Source organism: Variovorax paradoxus (assembly GCF_009755665.1).
In the GTDB taxonomy this organism is placed as follows: Bacteria; Pseudomonadota; Gammaproteobacteria; order Burkholderiales; family Burkholderiaceae_C; genus Variovorax; species Variovorax paradoxus_G.
Genome location: NZ_CP046622.1, coordinates 184,241 through 201,703 on the forward strand (window position 1 = coordinate 184,241; position 17,463 = coordinate 201,703).

The 17,463-nt window shown below is 66.9% G+C and carries 14 protein-coding genes; 13 read left to right on the forward strand and 1 reads right to left on the reverse strand.

The features are described 5' to 3' along the window. Positions 1-5: 5 nt before the first annotated feature. A complete protein-coding gene (locus tag GOQ09_RS00870; protein WP_157611272.1) occupies positions 6-779 on the reverse strand; it encodes a ferredoxin--NADP reductase in 774 nt (257 codons plus the stop codon). Positions 780-1,094: 315 nt separating this feature from the next. On the opposite strand from GOQ09_RS00870, the gene GOQ09_RS00875 reads away from it, so the two are divergent. The 13 genes from GOQ09_RS00875 to GOQ09_RS00935 all read left to right on the forward strand — a co-directional run bounded on the left by GOQ09_RS00875 (position 1,095) and on the right by GOQ09_RS00935 (position 17,442). Beyond that, positions 1,095-2,720 carry a 6-hydroxynicotinate reductase gene (locus GOQ09_RS00875; RefSeq protein ID WP_157611273.1) on the forward strand — a complete coding sequence of 542 codons (1,626 nt, stop codon included), beginning with the start codon at positions 1,095-1,097 and terminating at the stop codon, positions 2,718-2,720. Positions 2,721-2,723: 3 nt separating this feature from the next. Continuing rightward, complete coding sequence (locus GOQ09_RS00880; RefSeq protein WP_157611274.1) at positions 2,724-3,626, forward strand: UPF0280 family protein; 903 nt, start codon at positions 2,724-2,726, stop codon at positions 3,624-3,626. Between the two features lie 20 nt (positions 3,627-3,646). Then, positions 3,647-4,288: an amino acid synthesis family protein gene (locus GOQ09_RS00885; RefSeq protein ID WP_157611275.1), complete on the forward strand. Its 642-nt coding sequence runs from the start codon at positions 3,647-3,649 to the stop codon at positions 4,286-4,288. 34 nt (positions 4,289-4,322) lie between these two features. Continuing rightward, positions 4,323-4,907, forward strand: coding sequence for an amino acid synthesis family protein (locus tag GOQ09_RS00890; RefSeq protein WP_157611276.1), 585 nt, complete (start codon positions 4,323-4,325; stop codon positions 4,905-4,907). An 82-nt stretch (positions 4,908-4,989) separates the two neighbouring features. After that, the gene (locus GOQ09_RS00895) at positions 4,990-6,195 is read left to right on the forward strand and encodes an ABC transporter substrate-binding protein (RefSeq protein ID WP_431769306.1); all 1,206 of its coding nucleotides are present in this window, start codon (positions 4,990-4,992) and stop codon (positions 6,193-6,195) included. A gap of 147 nt (positions 6,196-6,342) precedes the next feature. Next, positions 6,343-8,265 (forward strand): ABC transporter permease, encoded by a 1,923-nt coding sequence (locus GOQ09_RS00900; protein WP_157611278.1) that lies wholly within the window; start codon positions 6,343-6,345, stop codon positions 8,263-8,265. After that, the gene (locus tag GOQ09_RS00905; protein WP_157611279.1) at positions 8,262-9,080 is read left to right on the forward strand and encodes an ABC transporter ATP-binding protein; all 819 of its coding nucleotides are present in this window, start codon (positions 8,262-8,264) and stop codon (positions 9,078-9,080) included. The genes GOQ09_RS00900 and GOQ09_RS00905 overlap by 4 nt, the downstream gene beginning before the upstream one ends. Continuing rightward, positions 9,077-9,811 (forward strand): ABC transporter ATP-binding protein, encoded by a 735-nt coding sequence (locus GOQ09_RS00910; protein WP_126746697.1) that lies wholly within the window; start codon positions 9,077-9,079, stop codon positions 9,809-9,811. Before GOQ09_RS00905 ends, GOQ09_RS00910 begins: the two co-directional genes overlap by 4 nt. 48 nt (positions 9,812-9,859) lie before the next feature. After that, positions 9,860-10,582, forward strand: a complete 723-nt coding sequence (gene pncA, locus GOQ09_RS00915; RefSeq protein ID WP_157611280.1) for a bifunctional nicotinamidase/pyrazinamidase — start codon at positions 9,860-9,862, stop codon at positions 10,580-10,582. A gap of 65 nt (positions 10,583-10,647) precedes the next feature. Then, positions 10,648-11,808 carry an ABC transporter substrate-binding protein gene (locus tag GOQ09_RS00920; RefSeq protein WP_157611281.1) on the forward strand — a complete coding sequence of 387 codons (1,161 nt, stop codon included), beginning with the start codon at positions 10,648-10,650 and terminating at the stop codon, positions 11,806-11,808. After that, the gene (locus GOQ09_RS00925; protein ID WP_157611283.1) at positions 11,786-12,286 is read left to right on the forward strand and encodes a (2Fe-2S)-binding protein; all 501 of its coding nucleotides are present in this window, start codon (positions 11,786-11,788) and stop codon (positions 12,284-12,286) included. Before GOQ09_RS00920 ends, GOQ09_RS00925 begins: the two co-directional genes overlap by 23 nt. A 145-nt stretch (positions 12,287-12,431) precedes the next feature. Continuing rightward, positions 12,432-16,184 carry a molybdopterin cofactor-binding domain-containing protein gene (locus tag GOQ09_RS00930; RefSeq protein WP_157611285.1) on the forward strand — a complete coding sequence of 1,251 codons (3,753 nt, stop codon included), beginning with the start codon at positions 12,432-12,434 and terminating at the stop codon, positions 16,182-16,184. 235 nt (positions 16,185-16,419) lie between these two features. Continuing rightward, positions 16,420-17,442: an alpha/beta fold hydrolase gene (locus GOQ09_RS00935; protein ID WP_157611287.1), complete on the forward strand. Its 1,023-nt coding sequence runs from the start codon at positions 16,420-16,422 to the stop codon at positions 17,440-17,442. Positions 17,443-17,463 lie beyond the last annotated feature (21 nt).

The window sequence follows — 17,463 nt, forward strand, 5'->3', positions numbered from 1 at the left end:
TTGGCTTATTTTTCAGCGAAGGCGCGCTCGACCACGAAGTCGCCCGGCGTACTCGTGTTGCCTTCCTTGAAGCCGCGTGCCTCGAGGATGTGCTTCAGGTCCACCAGCAGGCCGGGGCTGCCGCACAGCATCACGCGGTCTTCCTCGGGGTTGATGGGGGGCAGGCCGAGGTCGTCGGTGAGCTTGTTGCTCGAAATCAGGTCGGTGATGCGGCCCTGGTTGCGGAACTCCTCGCGCGTGACCGTGGGGTAGTAGAGCAGCTGCTTCTCGACCATTTCGCCGAGGAACTCGTGCTTGGGCAGGTGGTCCGTCACGAGGTCGTGATAGGCCAGCTCGTCGACCTGGCGCACGCCGTGCACCAGGATGACCTGCTCGAACTTCTCGTAGGTGTCCGGGTCGCGGATGATGCTCATGAACGGTGCGAGGCCCGTGCCCGTGCCGAACAGGTACAGGCGCTTGCCCGGCAGCGTGTAGTCGATGAGCAGCGTGCCGGTGGGCTTGCGGCCCACGATGATGGTGTCGCCCACCTGGATGTGCTGCAGCTTCGAGGTGAGCGGGCCTTCTTCCACCTTGATGCTCAGGAACTCGAGATGCTCCTCGTAGTTCGGGCTCACGATGCTGTACGCGCGCAGCAGGGGCTTGTTGTTCACCTTCAGGCCGATCATCGTGAAATGGCCGTTCGAAAAACGCAGCGCCGGGTCGCGCGTGGTGGTGAAGGTGAACAGGCGGTCGGTCCAGTGGTGGACGCTCAGGACGCGTTCTTCGCTGAATGCACTCATACGGAACTCAAGAGTTGGTTGGTAACTGAGGAAGCTGGCTGAGCCGAAATGCACGCCTTTGGGGCGCTAGCCGTCGGCCGGCTGCGAACCCTCCATTGTCGTTGGTCGGAAAAACCCCGATGAACACCGCGAGAAAACACCATTGCAAGCATCGGGCCTGTTTGCTACATTGACCGCGAATGTAGTGAACGCAACATGAAAGTGTAGGGAATGCTACACAAACGGCAGACCGGGCACAAGCGGGCAGACGGCACGTTTGTTGCAAACCCCGCCACACCGGATTGCCCCATACACACTGCCCACGAGATCGCCCCGATGACCGAACACACCAAGACAGACGGAATGCCCGGCATGGACATGCCGGTGGTCGCAGAAGCCGGCAGCAGCGCCTTCGGCAAGGCGCGGCCGCGCAACGAGCGCATGAGCACCGCCAAGGTCGAGTGCAATGCCTGCCCCGTGCTGTGCCAGATTTCCGACGGCCGCACGGGCGCCTGCGACCGCTACGCCAACCGCGAAGGCGTGCTGGTGCGCGTCGATCCCGTGGTGCTGCTGCGCCGCGAGATTGCGAGCGAAGCCCCCGTGCTGGTGCCTTTCGACCGGCCTGCCGCCGAAAAGGCCGACGCGGCCGAGACAGCCGCTCCCGACTGGAACGGCGACCTGCTGCACGCCGACGAAGTCTTCGTTACCGGCGTGGGTTCTTCCACCACCTACCCGGACTACAAGCCCGCCCCCTTCATCGTGGCCTCGAAAGCCCAGGGCGTCGACATGGTCACCGTCGTTACCGAGGGCATCTTCAGCTACTGCAGCTTCAAGGTGAAGATCGACACCGACCGCTTCCTCGGCTCCGAGCAGGCCAACGTGCGCTACCGCGGCGAGGTGGTCGGCCACGTCACCACGGCCGAATACGGATCGCAGATGCTCTCGCTCGGCGGCGTGCACCATCTCACCGGCGGCAGCAAGAAGGAAGGCCGCATGACGGCCGAGCTGATGCAGCTGCTGGGCAACAAGAAGGCGGTGGAGTGCACCATCGACGGCGGCTCCACGCTCGTCATCCAGGCCGGCAAGGCGCCCATCGTCAACGGCGTGGAAGAGCAACGCATGCGTGTGGGCTGCGGCTCGGCGGCAGTCGGCATCTTCGCGCGCCAATTCGCGGGCGTGGCCGACGAGGTGGTGGTGGTCGACGACCACATCACCGGCGTGCTGACCGAGCACCAGGCGGGGCGCTGCCTCGACATGGCGCCTTCGGGCATCCAGATGCTGGGGCGCAAGTCCACGCCGGGGCGCTACTTCCAGGTGGCGAACCCGGGCAACGGCTGGGGCGGCACCGACATTGCCGATCCGCTCTCGATCATCGAAGGCTGGGAAGAGGGCGTTGCGCGCCCGGGCCTGCGCCTTTTGATGACATCGACCACCGGCGAGCACGCGCAGTGGTATGTGCTCGACGACGCGCTGAAGCCCGTCGAGCAGGAAATGCCCGCCGAAGTGAAGCGCATCGTCGAGCGCATCGGCGAGAACTGCGAACCGTCTCTATGCACGGTGCTGTTCCTCGGCGGTGCGGGTGGCAGCTTGCGTGCAGGCGTCACTGAAAACCCGGTGCTGCTCACGCGCGCCATCAAGCGCGCGCTCGTCAACGTGACCTGCGGCGGCGCGCCGGCCTATGTGTGGCCCGGCGGCGGCATCACGGTCATGGCCGACGTCATGCGCATGCCCGACAACAGCTTTGGCACCGTGCCTACGCCCGCCATCGTGGCGCCCATCGAGTTCAGCATGCGGCAGAGCGACTACCAAGCGCTCGGCGGCCACATGGAGCACATCTTCTCGCTCGAACAGGCGCTCGCGCGCGGCGCGTGGCAGGAAGACGGCGCACCGCTGGCGCGGCAGTGGGTCGTGATGGACGACGCCAATCCATGGCCGCTCGGCCATGCTCCGATGCTGGGCTGAACTATGACCGCCCAACGCAGCGCGCTCGACAAGAGCCGCTGGCACTTCAACCATGGCCCGATCGACATCGTGGCCGAGGCGCATGGCGACCCCTACGCCGTCGCGGCCGCGCACGACGCGGCCTGGGCGCGCTTCGTTCACGTGCTCGACGAACTCGTGCACGAGCTGCCGCTCTTGCGCCTGCCCGCAAGCGACAACATGCGCCCGCGCGGCGTGGTTGCCAGGCGCATGTGGAATGCGTGCGCCGCGTTCTCGCCGATGTTCGTCACGCCCATGGCGGCGGTGGCCGGCTCCGTTGCACAGGAACTCATTGCGTTCTACGACCGCCCGGGCGTCGAGCGCGCATGGATCAACAACGGCGGCGACATCGCGCTTCATCTCGCGCCTGGCCAGTCGGCGCGCGTGGGCGTTTATGCCGACCTGGCGCGCTTCGACTGGCGGGACACCAGCATCCTCACCACCGACGGCCAGTTCGAAATCAAGGCCGAGCAGCCGGTGCGCGGCGTGGCCACCAGCGGGTGGCGTGGCCGCAGTTTCTCGCTGGGCATTGCCGACAGCGTGACGGTGCTTGCCGCCACGGCGGCACAAGCCGATGCGGCCGCTACCGTGATTGCCAATGCCGTCGACGTGGACGATGCGGCCATCCAACGGCGCCCCGCGAACGAATGCAAGGACGATAGCGACCTGGGCGACATCCGGGTCACGGTCGATGTGCCGCCGCTGGCGCCTTCGCAGGTTAAAAGCGCTCTCGATACGGGGGTTGTCTGCGCCAAGGTGCTGCAAAAAGGCGGGCTCGTCTGGGCCGTTCTGCTCGTTTGCCAGGGGCAGTGGCGACTTGTCGAACCCTTATGCTCGAAGGCGCTGCCGGCGGCGGCCTCCGTGGCAGTTGGTTCAGTATTTGCTTAACGAAAAGCAAGGTTCCTTTCATGATCGATATACGCCGCGTCTTCACCCATGTCGAGCACATCCACCACGAGTTCGGCCCGCGCGCCGACACCCCGTTGGTGCGCGGTGCCATCGGCGCGGTGCTGACCAACCCTTTTGCGGGCCGCTACGAGCCCGACATCCTGCCGATGATGGCGCTGCTCGATCCCGTGGGCGTCGACATGGCGCACAGGCTGCACGCCGCCATGGACGTGCCCCTGGAGCAGATTGCCACCTACGGCAAAGGCGCCATCGTCGGTGCCGCGGGCGAGCTGGAGCACGGCGCGCTCTGGCATGTGCCCGGCGGCTACGCCATGCGCGAACTGCTCGGCTGGAAGGGCAGCCGCGCCGCCTACACCGCGGGCAAGGCCGAAGAAAAAACCGGCCAGCCCGGCAACGCGCTTTCCATCGTGCCCTCGACCAAGAAGGTCGGCCCGCCCGGCGCCACGCTCGACGTGCCGCTCACCAACATCAATGCCAGCTACGTGCGCGGGCAGTTCGACGCGATTGAAGTGCGCGTGCCCGGCGCGCCCGCGGCCGACGAGATCGTCTTCATCCTGGCCATGAGCACGGGCTACCGCGTGCATGCGCGCGTGGGTGGGCTGCTCGCCAAGGACATCAGCAAATGGGACGGCCTGCGCTGAGCCGCCTCTCAAGAGACAAGAAGGAATACAAGACATGACCGCCAACATCCGCAAGCTCGTCATCCAGGTCGACGAAACCCGCAAGGAAATGGGCAAGGACATCGCGCCGCCCACGCGCCGCGCGGTGGCCATCGCCGTGATCGAGAACCCCTATGCGGGCCGCTTCAGCGAAAACCTCGACGAACTGATCGCCATCGGCGAAGAGCTGGGCGCTCTGCTCGGCCAGAAGGCCGTGAAGGCGCTCGGCATCGAGCCCGGCCAGGCGCAGAGCTACGGCAAGGCCGCCATCGTGGGCGAGAACGGCGAGCTCGAGCATGCGGCCGCCATCCTGCACCCCAAGCTCGGTGCGCCGTTGCGCGTGGCTGTTGAAAAGGGCGCGGCGCTGGTCCCTTCTGCCAAGAAGCGCGGCACGCTGGGCACCGCCATCGACGTGCCGCTCGGCCACAAGGACGCCGCCTTCGTGCGCAGCCATTTCGACGCCGTCGAGGCCCGCGTGTCCGACGCACCGCGCGCCAACGAAATCGTGGTGGCGGTGGCCGTCACCGACAGCGGCCGTCCGCTGCCTCGCATCGGCGGCCTGCAGGTCGCCGACATCAAGGGCGAAGACGGCCTCAAATGACGCGCATCCCCAGGTTTGCGCCTTGCGCCCATTGCATTTATTCGGTTCCATTGACCATTTCAACGAGGAGTTCCCCATGACCATGCGTTTTGCCTTCAACGTGGTGTCGCTCGCTGCGCTCACCGTCGCACTGATTCCGGTCGCGCAGGCGCAAGGCGTCATCAAGATCGGCGAGATCAACAGCTACAAGGCGCAGCCCGCCTTCCTGGAGCCCTACAAGAAGGGCATGGAACTCGCCGTCGATGAAATCAACGCCGCGGGCGGCGTCAACGGCAAGAAGATCGAGCTGATCACGCGCGACGACAACGCCAACCCCGGCGATGCCGTGCGCGTGGCCGAAGAACTCGTCTCGCGCGAAAAGGTCGACATGCTGGCCGGCACCTTCCTGTCGAACACCGGCCTGGCCGTGACCGACTTTGCCAAGCAGAAGAAGTTCTTCTTCCTTGCCGGCGAACCGCTGACGGACAAGATCACCTGGCAGGGCGGCAACCAGTACACCTTCCGCCTGCGCCCCGGCACCTACATGCAGGCCGCCATGCTGGTGCCCGAGGCCGCCAAGCTCAAGAAGAAGCGCTGGGCCATCGTGTACCCCAACTACGAATACGGCCAGTCGGCCGTCGCGGCCTTCAAGCAGTTGCTCAAGGCTGCGCAGCCCGACGTGGAGTTCGTGGCCGAGCAGGCCACGCCCCTGGGCAAGGTCGATGCCGGCAGCGTGGCGCAGGCACTGGCCGATGCCAAGCCCGACGCGATCTTCAACGTGCTGTTCGGCGCCGACCTTTCCAAGTTCGTGCGCGAAGGCAACACGCGCGGCCTGTTCAAGGACCGCGAGGTGGTGAGCGTGCTGACGGGCGAGCCCGAGTACCTCGATCCGCTGAAGGACGAAGCGCCCAACGGCTGGATCGTGACCGGCTATCCCTGGTACGGCATCGCCACGCCGGAGCACAAGAAGTTCGAGCAGGCCTACCAGGCCAAGTTCAAGGACTATCCGCGCCTGGGCTCGGTGGTGGGCTACAGCATGATCAAGTCGGCCGCGGCGGGCATTGCCAAGGCCAAGAGCACCGACACCGAGAAGCTGGTGGCCGCCTTCAAGGGCCTGCAGGTGGATTCGCCGTTCGGCAAGATCACCTACCGCCCCGAAGACCACCAGTCGACCATGGGCGCCTTCGTGGGCCGCACCAAGAACGAGGGTGGCAAGGGCGTGATGGTGAACTACACCTACCTCGATGGCGCGGACGCCAAGTACCAGCCGTCGCCGGCTGAAATCAAGAAAACCCGCGCAGCGGACTGACAAAGCTCCACCCCCAGTCTTCGCGCACTTCGTGTCGCTTCGCCAACCCCCTCGCCGGGGGCAACACCAGCGGCCCGGCAAAGCCGGTTCCGCGGTGTTTCGCGAAGAGACAGCGTTGCGCGAGCGCTGGGACTCAAGGATTTCCGAATGAGTTTTTCAGGTTTCATCGTCCAGCTGCTCAACGGGCTTGCGAGCGCGTCGTCGCTCTTTCTCGTGGCAGCCGGCCTGTCGCTGATCTTCGGCGTCACGCGGATCGTGAATTTCGCGCATGGCTCGTTCTTCATGGTGGGCATCTACATCGCCTACACGCTGGTCGAGAAGCTCGGCGGCAGCCTCGGCTTCTGGCCCGCGCTGCTGCTGGCGGCGGTGGCCGTCGGCATCCTTGGCGCCGTGATCGAGGTGGTGCTGCTGCGCCGCATCTACAAGGCGCCCGAGCTGTTTCAGCTGCTCGCCACTTTTGCGCTCGTCCTCGTCATCAAGGATGCGGTGCTCTGGCTCTGGGGCCCGGACGAACTGCTCGGGCCGCGCGCGCCGGGCCTGTCGGGCTCGGTCATGATCCTGGGCCGGCAGTTCCCGTCCTATGACCTGTTCCTCATCGTCGTCGGGCCGCTGGTGCTCGGCCTGGTCTGGATGCTGCTCACGCGCACCCGCTTCGGCACGCTGGTGCGCGCCGCCACGCAAGACCGCGAGATGGTCAGTGCGCTGGGCGTCAACCAGGCGTGGCTGTTCACGGCGGTGTTCGCGCTCGGCGCGTTGCTCGCGGGCCTTGGCGGTGCACTGCAGTTGCCGCGGGAGCCCGCCACGCTCGAGATGGACCTCAACACCATCGGCGCGGCCTTCGTCGTCGTGGTTGTCGGAGGCATGGGATCGATCCCGGGCGCCTATGCGGCGGCGCTGCTGATCGCCGAGATCAAGGCCATCTGCATCTGGCTCGGCGTGGTCGATGTGTTCGGCATCAGCGTCTCGTTTTCCAAGCTCACGCTGGTGGTGGATTTCCTGGTGATGGCGGTGGTGCTGGTGTGGCGCCCGTGGGGCCTCTTCGGCCGGCCGCAGGCGCCAAGCCGCTACGTCGGCATGCAGGAAGAACCGCTGCGCCGCGCCAGCAAGACCTACGTGGTGGCAGCTGCGGTGTTCGGCCTGGTGCTGGCAGCGGCACCGCTGCTCACCGCGGACTCGCCCTACACCACGGTGCTGATGATCGACCTGCTCATCGCCGCGCTGTTCGCGGCCAGCCTGCACTTCATCATGGGACCGGCCGGCATGCATTCGTTCGGGCATGCGGCGTACTTCGGCCTGGGGGCCTACGGCGCGGCACTGCTGGTGCGCGCAAGCGGCATGCCGATGGAACTGGCGCTCGTCGTGGCGCCGCTGGTCGCAGCCATCGGCGCCTTCGTCTACGGCTGGTTCGCCGTGCGGCTGTCGGGCGTCTATCTTGCAATGCTCACGCTGGCCTTTGCGCAGATCACCTGGGCCATCACCTACCAGTGGGACACCTTCACCGGCGGCAGCAACGGGCTCACCGGCGTCTGGCCGGCCGAGTGGCTGTCGGACAAGCGCGTGTACTACTGGCTCACGCTGGCGCTTGTGGCGCTGGGCGTGCTGGGGCTGCGCCGCGTGCTGTTCTCGCCCTTCGGCTATGCGCTGCGGGCGGGGCGCGATTCGGTGCTGCGCGCCGATGCGATCGGCATCGACGTCAAGCGCATGCAGTGGGTCGCCTTCGTGATCGCGGGCACCGCCGCGGGCCTGGCCGGCGCGCTCTACGCTTTCTCCAAGGGAAGCATCTCGCCCGAATCCCTGAGCGTCGGCAAGTCGGTCGATGGATTGGTCATGGTGCTGCTCGGCGGCATCCAGACGCTGGCCGGGCCGGTGGTCGGCGCCGTCACCTTCACGTGGCTGCATGACACCGTCGCGCGCAACACCGACTACTGGCGCGCCATGCTCGGCGCCATCATCCTGCTGCTGGTGCTGCTGTTCCCGCAAGGCATTGCGGGCTTCGCCAAGCAGCTTTCCGGCCGCATCCGCACCCGCGGCGCACGCGAAACGGCAAAACTCGAGGAAGTGAAAGCATGAGCGCGCACGCTCCCCTGCTCAAGGTCGAGAACCTGGGCAAGTCCTTCGGCGGCGTCAAGGCGGTCGACGGCATCAGCTTCGATCTCGCGCCCGGCGAACTGCTCGCGCTGATCGGCCCCAATGGCGCCGGCAAGTCGACCACCTTCAACATGGTGAACGGCCAGCTCAAGGCCGACCAGGGCTCCATACGCTTCGGCGGCGAGGAACTGATCGGCCGCAAGCCGCGCGCCATCTGGCGCATGGGCGTGGGCCGCACCTTCCAGATTGCCGAAACCTTCGCATCGCTCACCGTGGTCGAGAACGTGCAGATGGCACTGCTCTCGCACGACGGCAAGCTGTTCTCGATGTGGCGCCGTGCCGCCGACCACCGGCGCGACGAGGCACTGGCGCTGCTCGAGCAGGTCGGAATGAAGGCGCAGGCCGACCGCCCCTGCAGCGAGCTTGCCTACGGCGACGTCAAGCGCGTCGAACTCGCGATTGCCATGGCCAACGCGCCCAAGCTGCTGCTGATGGACGAGCCCACCGCCGGCATGGCGCCCAAGGAGCGCAATTCGCTCATGGCGCTGACCAAGCAGCTGGTCATCGACCGCGGCATGGCCGTGCTCTTTACCGAGCACAGCATGGACGTGGTCTTTGCGTACGCCGACCGCATGATCGTGCTGGCGCGTGGTCGCCTCATTGCGCAAGGCAAGCCGCTTGAGATCCGCGACCATCCGAAAGTGCAGGAGGTGTACTTCGGCAGCGGCAAGACCTTCGAGAAGATTGCAGAAAAGGCCGCCGAAGTGAATGCGGCGGTGGGAGCGGTAACGGTATGAGCACGCACGAAACACTGTTGAAGGCCAACGCGCTGTGCGCCTGGTACGGCGCCGCACAAATCCTGTACGACGTCGATCTCGAAGTGCGCCGGGGCGAAGTCGTCGCGCTCATGGGGCGCAACGGCGCCGGCAAGTCGACCACGCTGAAGACGCTGATCGGCATGCTCTCCAAGCGCAAGGGCAGCGTGAGTTTTCTGGGGCACGACATCTCGAAGAGCGAGCCGCATCACGCGGCAAAGCTCGGCCTCGGCTTTGTGCCCGAAGACCGCCGCGTGTTCACCGACCTCACGGTGATGGAAAACCTCGAGGTCGGCAAGCAGGCGCCGCGCCGCTGGGCCGATGGCAGCGAGGCCCCGCTGTGGACGCCCGAGCGGCTGTTCAAGCTCTTTCCCAATCTGGGTGAAATGCCCAACCGCCCCGGCGGCCGCATGAGCGGCGGCGAACAGCAGATGCTGACCGTGGCGCGCACGCTCATGGGCAACCCCTACCTGGTGCTGCTCGATGAACCCTCGGAGGGCGTGGCGCCGGTCATCGTCGAGCAGATGGCCAACATGATCCTGGAGCTCAAGGCGCAGGGCGTGAGCATCCTGCTGTCGGAGCAGAACATGCATTTTGCCGAGCTGGTGTCCGACCGCGCCTATGTGCTCGAGAAGGGCCAGATCCGCTACCACGCCACCATGGCGGAGCTTGCGGCCAACGAGGAAGTGCGCCGCGCCTACCTGAGCGTCTAGCCCGCGGGCTCCTTCGTTTTTTTGTCATCAACCACCGGAGCACACACCATGCACGACGCGCAGCGAAGATACCTTCTCAAGTCCACGGCTGCATTGAGCATGCTGGGTGCGGCCGGGGCGCTGTTCGCGGCGCCGAAGATCAAGCCGAACGACAAGTCCGCGCTGATCGTCATCGACGTGCAGAACTGCTTTGTCGACGGCGGCACGCTGCCCGTGAAGGGCGGCGCCGAGGTGGTGCCGGTCATCAACAAGCTGGCCGAATCGTTCGAGAACATCGTCGTCACGCAAGACTGGCACACGCAAGGCCATGCGTCCTTCGCGAGCGCGCATGCGGGCCAGAAGCCGTTCAGCAGCATCAAGCTGTCGTACGGCACGCAAGTACTGTGGCCCGACCACTGCGTGCAGGGCACCGACGACGCGGCGTTGCACAAGGACCTGAAGCTTCCGACTGCGCAGGTCATCATCCGCAAGGGCTTCCACAAGGGCGTGGACAGTTATTCGGCCTTCGAAGAGGCCGACCGCAAGACCGCCACCGGACTGGGCGGCTATCTCAAGCAGCGTGGCATCAAGACGGTCTACGTGGCCGGCCTGGCCACCGACTTCTGCGTGGCCTGGACCGCGCTCGATGCGCGCAAGGCCGGCTTCGAGGTGTATGTGATCGAAGACGCCACGCGCGCCATCGACCTCAACGGCTCGCTCGCAGCGGCATGGAAGCAGATGACCGCCAAGGGCGTCAAGCGCATCCAGTCCGCCGACATCCAGACCGCCTGAACGCACGTGCCGCCATCGCGTTCATTCCAACGGCAACAACAACAACCACAACAAACCGACGACGTATGAAGACTTCCATTTCGAGGCGCTCCCTCGTGGCGGGCGGCGCAGCCCTGGCAATCGGACCCGGACTCCTGCGCCCGGCACGCGCGGAGAACGGCGTAACCGACAGCATCATCCGCATCGGCCAGTCGGCGGTCTTCAGCGGCCCGGCCAAGGACTTCGGCATCGACTATCGCGCCGGCATCAAGCTCTACTTCGATCGCGTCAACAAGTCGGGCGGCATCAACGGGCGCAAGCTCGAGCTGGTGACGTACGACGATGCGTACGACCCCGCAAAGACGGCCATCAACACGGCCAAGCTGATCGATGAGGACAAGGTCTTCGCGCTCGCGGGCTATGTGGCCACCGGCAACCTCGTGGCCGCGATGCCGCTGGCCGAGAAGGCGGGCGTTCCCATGTTCGCGCCGCTGGTGGGCACCAGCTCGTTCCGCGCCAAGGTCAACCGCCTGCTGTTTCATGTGCGCGCCGGCTACGACCTGGAGCTGCGCAAGATCATCAGCCATCTCTCGACCATCAGCCTTTCGTCGATTGCGGTGGTCTACCAGGACAGCGCCTTCGGCAAGTCGAACCTTGCCACCTGCGAGCAGCTTGCGGCCGACTACAAGGTGCAGGTCGTGAAGACGCTGCCGCTTGCCATCACCGCCGAAGACGCCAAGCAGGTGGTCGCCGGCCTGGCGGAGGCGAAGCCCGGTGCGGTGCTGATGATCATGGCGGGGCGCATGGTCGAAGTCTTCATGCGCGACTACCGCGCGAGCGGCGGGGCTGCGCCGCTCTACACGCTGTCGGTCGGCATTACCGATGCGGCAGGTTCCGCCAAGCGGCTCGAGGGCAAGCTGGCCGGGCTGGTCACGGCCAGCATCGTGCCGCCGCCGGAAGCCGTGCGCGTGCCCATCGTGGCCGACTACCAGCGCGACCGCGCCGAGTTCGGCGAGAAGATCGACAGCTACACCACGCTCGAGGGCTACATTGCATCGCGTGTGATGGTCGAGGGCCTGCGCCGCGGCGGCAAGACGCTCACGCGCGACAGCTTCATCGCCGGGCTGGAGAGCATCGGCAGCACGCGCTTCGGCGATTTCCCGGTCGAATACAGCGCGAGGAACCACAACGGCTCGACGTTCGTCGACCTGGAGATGTACACCCGTGACGGCCACTTGCGGCGCTGAGCCGCTGCAGCTGCAGGTCAACGGACAGGCCTGTTCGCTTGCGACCGTGCCGCGCGAGGCCACGCTGCTGCACCTGCTGCGCAACGACCTGGGCCTGAACGGGCCCAAGTACGGCTGCGGCCTGGGGCAGTGCGGTGCCTGTACGGTGCATATCGATGGCGTGGCGGCCCGCGCCTGCGTGATTCCCGCGCATGGCGTGGCGGGCCGCGCAGTCACCACGCTCGAGGGGCTAGGCACGCGTGGCCATTGGCACCCCGTGCAGGCCGCATTCGAAGACGCACAGGCCGCGCAGTGCGGCTATTGCCTCAACGGCATGGTGATGCAGGCGGCGGCGCTGCTTGCGCGCGATCCGCAGGCGAGCGAGGCGCGGATTCGCAGCGAACTGTCGGGCAACCTGTGCCGCTGCGGAACGCATATCGAAATTCTGGATGCGGTGCAGCGGGCTGCGCTGCGCATGCGCGCGGAGACAAACCGGTGAGCCGTTCGTCTTGTCCCCTCTCCCTCTGGGAGAGGGCTAGGGTGAGGGCATCGGCCTTCGCACAAGCAAAACCTTCGCTACCGCCGCCGGCCCTCACCCCAGCCCTCTCCCAGAGGGAGAGGGAGCAAGACGGGAGGCAGAAACCATGACGCGCCGCGCCGACCTGCCCCGGACACGCGCGGAGTTTCTCGCCGCCGACGGCGTGCTGCTCGTCGTGCGCGAAACACCACCCGCGCCCCCACTCGCCAAGGGCCAACCCACAGCCGTGGCAGGCAACCCCATCGAAGGCGACGAGATCCTGCTCGCGGTATGGGACGACGGCAGCGCCTCGGCGCTCAACGGTCACGTCGATCTCGGCACCGGCATACAGACAGCGCTCGCGCAGATCGTGGCGGAAGAACTCGACCTGGGCATGCCCTGCGTGCGCATGATGCTCGGCGACACTGCGCGCGCGCCCAACCAGGGCGCGACCATTGCAAGCGCCTCGATCCAGATCCATTCGCAGCCGTTGCGCCTGGCCGCTGCGCAAGCGCGTGCATGGCTGCTGGCGCGCGCAGCGGAACGCCTTGGCGTGGCCGCCGACGCGCTGCAGATTCGCAATGGCGTGGTGCGCGTGATCGAAGAGCCGGATCGTCGCGTGACCTACGCCGACCTGTTGGCAGGGCAGCGGACCGTGCTGCGGCTCGACCCCGGCGCGCAGCCCAAGAACCCGGCCGACTACCGCATCGTCGGCACAAGCCAGCCGCGCGTGGACATCCCGGCCAAGCTCGCTGGCGAGAGCGTCTTCGTGCACGACATGCGCTTGCCGGGCATGCTGCACGGCCGCGTGGTGCGCCCGCCGTACGCCGGCGCGGACCACGGCGACTTCATCGGGAACACGCTCGAGTCGGTGGACGAGTCGTCCATTGCGCACATACCGGGCATTCGCGCGGTGGTCGTGATCCGCGACTTCGTCGGCATCGTGGCCGAGCGCGAAGAGCACGCGGAGCAGGCCCTGCGTGAGCTGCGCGTGGCTTGGAAGCCCTGGCCTGGCATGCCGGACCTCTCCAACCTGGCGCAGGCCCTGCGCGACAACCCGTCGACGCAGCGCCTGCTGGTGGACGAAGGCGACGTCGACGCCGCGCTTGCCGCCGCCGCGCAGCCGATGCACCGCACCTATGTGTGGCCCTACCAGATGCATGCGTCCATAGGCCCTTCGTGCGCGCTGGCCGACTGGCAGCCGCAGGACGGCAGCGGCACACAGCTTCGCGTGTGGGCCGGTTCGCAAAACCCGCATGTGCTGCGCGCCGACCTCGCCAGGCTCACGGGCGTGGACGATGTGCAAGTCGACGTGGTTCGCATGGAAGCCGCGGGCTGTTATGGCCGCAACGGCGCCGACGACGTGGCCGCCGATGCAGCGCTGCTCGCACGTGCAGTGGGCGCGCCGGTGCGCGTGCAGCTCACGCGCGAACAGGAGCATGCCTGGGAGCCCAAGGGCGCCGCGCAGCTCATGGAGGTGGACGGCGGCTTGATGGCCGACGGCCGCATCGCCGCCTACGACTTCGAGACCTCGTATCCATCGAACGGCGCGCCGACGCTCGCGCTGCTGCTCACGCGCACCATGGAGCCAGTGGCGCAGGCCTACGAGATGGGCGACCGCACGGCACGCCCGCCCTACGGCTACGACAACCTGCGCGTGAAGGTCAACGACATGGCGCCGATCGTGCGGGCCTCGTGGCTGCGCGGGGTGTCGGCGTTGCCGAGTTCGTTCGCGCACGAGTCGTACATCGACGAGCTCGCCACCGCGGCGGGCGTCGACCCCGTGCAGTTCCGCTTGCGCCACCTGAACGATCCGCGTGCCGTAGAGCTGGTGCAGGCCACCGCGCAGAAGGCCGGCTGGCGCATGCGCACCGGTCCGCAGGAAAACGCCGACGGCGGGCTTGGCGCGGGCGGCGACATTCTCTTTGGCCAGGGCTTTGCGTACGCACGCTACATCCACAGCAAGTGGCCCGGCTTCGGCGCCGCGTGGGCCGCGTGGGTGGCCGACGTCGAGGTCAACCGCAAGACCGGCGAAGTGCATGTGCGCCGCGTGGTGGTGGGACACGACGCGGGGCTGATGATCAACCCCGCGGGCGTCGAGCACCAGGTGCATGGCAACGTGATCCAGACCACGAGCCGCGCGTTGAAGGAAGAGGTGCAGTTCGCGCCTCGGCAAAAGCAGGGCGCGGGCTCGAACAATGGCCCGCAGCTGCCGGGCGTCTTGCCGGCCGGCGTGGTCGCAAGCCGCGAATGGGGAGCCTACCCGATCATCAACTTCCGCGAAGTGCCGGTGATCGAGGTCATGCACGTGCCACGCCCCGGCGAGCCTTCGCTGGGTGCGGGCGAATCGTCTTCGGTGCCGGGGACCGCGGCCATTGCGAATGCGATTTTCGACGCGACGGGCGTGCGCTTCCGCGAGCCGCCGTTCACGCCGGAGAAGGTGCTGGCTGCGTTGAATCGGGAGTTTCTCCCTCCCCCTTTGGGGGAGGGCGGGGGTGGGGGCGAGCGGCGTTCGAGTGGTGACGCTGCCGTGCCCCCATCCCAACCTTCCCCCGGAAGGAGAAGGAGCAATACCGCCTGGCCTCGCCGCAAGGGCCTTTTCGCCACCGGCGCGGCCCTCTTCATCGGCGGCATTGGCCTCATCGCAGGCCTGCTCGGATGGCGCTCCGCCATCGCCCCCGTTTCGCTCAGCGCCCCGGTCTACAGCGAAGCCACCATCGAACGCGGCCGCGTGCTCGCCTCGCTCGGCGACTGCGCCGTGTGCCACACCGCGCCGGGCGGAGCGCCCAACGCAGGCGGCCGTGCCATGGAAACGCCGTTCGGCACGCTCTACACCACCAATCTCACGCCCGATGCCGACACGGGCCTGGGCCGTTGGTCGTTCAGCGCTTTCCAGCGCGCGATGCGCGAAGGCATCTCGCGCGACGGCCACCACCTGTACCCGGCCTTTCCATACACGGCGTTCGCAAAGACCAGCGACGACGACCTGCAGGCGCTCTACGCGTACTTCATGTCCATGCCGGCCCTGCGCGCCGAAACGCCGAAGGCCGAGTTGAAGTTCCCGTTCAGCATGCGGCCGTTGATGGCGGGCTGGAACGCGCTCTTTCATGACCCGGTGCCGCTGCAGCCGGTGGCCACGCAAAGCGCGGAGTGGAACCGCGGTGCCTACCTGGTGAACGGCCTGGGCCACTGCGGCGCCTGCCACACGCCGCGCAACGCGCTTGGCGCGGAGCAGGGCGGCAGCGCATTCCTTTCGGGCGCGATGATCGAGGGCTGGGAAGCGCCCGCGCTTACAAGCCTTTCGAAATCGGCGGTGCCGTGGGACGCCGACGAGCTCTACCGCTATCTGCGCCAGGGCCACACGCAGCGCCATGGCATTGCAGGCGGCCCCATGGCGGAAGTGGTGCGCGAGCTGGCACAGGTGCCCGATGCCGACGTACGCGCCATGGCCACCTACCTTGCTTCGTTCAACCCGGCGCCCGTGGCGCAGCCACAAGCCCTGGCGCAACAAGTCGTCGACACCGCCGCGCGCACGCAGGGTCAGTTGCTCGGCCCCGCGCAACGCATGTTCGACAGCGCCTGTGCGTCATGCCACCACGATGGCGACGGCCCCACGCTGCTGGGCGTGAACACGCCGCTTGCGCTGAACAGCAATCTCACGAGCACGCGGCCCGACAACCTGCTGCGCACCATTCTCGATGGCGTGCGCGAGCCCGCGAGCCGCGACATCGGCTTCATGCCGGCGTTTCGCGACGCGCTCGACGACCGGCAGATTGCCGAACTCGCCGGCTACATGCGTGCGCGGTTCGCACCGCAGGAGCCCGCGTGGACCGACCTGCAGGCGCAGGTGGCACGCGTGCGGGCGGCTTCGGCGCGGTAACGCTGCCGATCATCGAGCACAGCCGCGGGCTGGGCGGCTGCGCGATCGCACGCGGCTGCGCGCCGGATTGAAATTTATTGTTGGTGAAGCTGCCTCAGATACAGAGGCATACGAAAGCCGCTCGCCCCGCGCGCTCTGCGCCGAACAATCACCCCCATCAGTTGGGAGATGCGCATCGATCCGGCTGACAAACCCTCGTCCAGATTGCCATCGCTTACCCCTCAAGGAATCTCAAATGATCGCTTCTTCCCAATTGCCCCGCCGCTCCTTCCTTGCCAAGGCTGTATTCGGCGTGGCTGCCGTGCAGCTGACTTCGACGGTGCCCGCTTTCGCGCAATCCGCGAGGGCAGGCAGCGCCAGGCGGCTCGAGCCGCTCAAGAGCATCGAAGCCGGCAGCCTCGACATCGGCTACTACGAAGCCGGCCCGGCCAACGGAGCGCCGGTGATCCTGCTGCACGGCTGGCCGTACGACATCCACATGTTCGTGGACGTCGCACCGCAGCTTGCCGCCGCGGGCTTCCGCGTGATCGTGCCGTATCTGCGCGGCTACGGCACTACGCGATTCCTGTCGGCGGACACACCGCGCAACGGGCAGCAGTCGGCCGTCGCCGTCGACATCATTTCGCTGATGGACGCCTTGAAGATCAAGACGGCCACCGTGGCCGGCTGTGACTGGGGCGCACGCACGGCGTGCATCATGGCCGCGCTGTGGCCCGAACGCGTGAAGGCGCTCGTGTCGGTGAGCGGTTATCTCATCGGCAGCCAGGCGGCCGGCAAGAACCCGCTGCCGCCCGAGGCCGAGCTGCAGTGGTGGTACCAGTACTACTTTGCAACCGAGCGCGGCCGCGCGGGCTACGAGAAGAACCGGCACGATTTCGCCAAGCTCATCTGGCAGCTCGCATCGCCCAAGTGGGACTTCGATGCGGCCACGTTCGAGCGCAGTGCCGTGGCTTTCGAGAACCCCGACCACGTGGCCATTACCGTCCACAACTACCGCTGGCGCCTTGGCCTGGCCGAGGGCGAGGCCAGGTACCAAGCGCTCGAGGACCGGCTGGCCAAGGCACCGGTGATCGGCGTGCCGACCATCACGCTGGAAGGCGACGCCAACGGCGCGCCGCACCCGCAACCGAGCGCCTACGCGGGCAAGTTCTCAGGGCGCTACGAGCATCGGCTGGTCAGCGGCGGCATCGGCCACAACCTGCCGCAGGAAGCGCCCGAGGCCTTTGCCAAGGCCGTGATCGACGTAACGCGTGGGTAAGGCGGAAACCATTTCGAAATA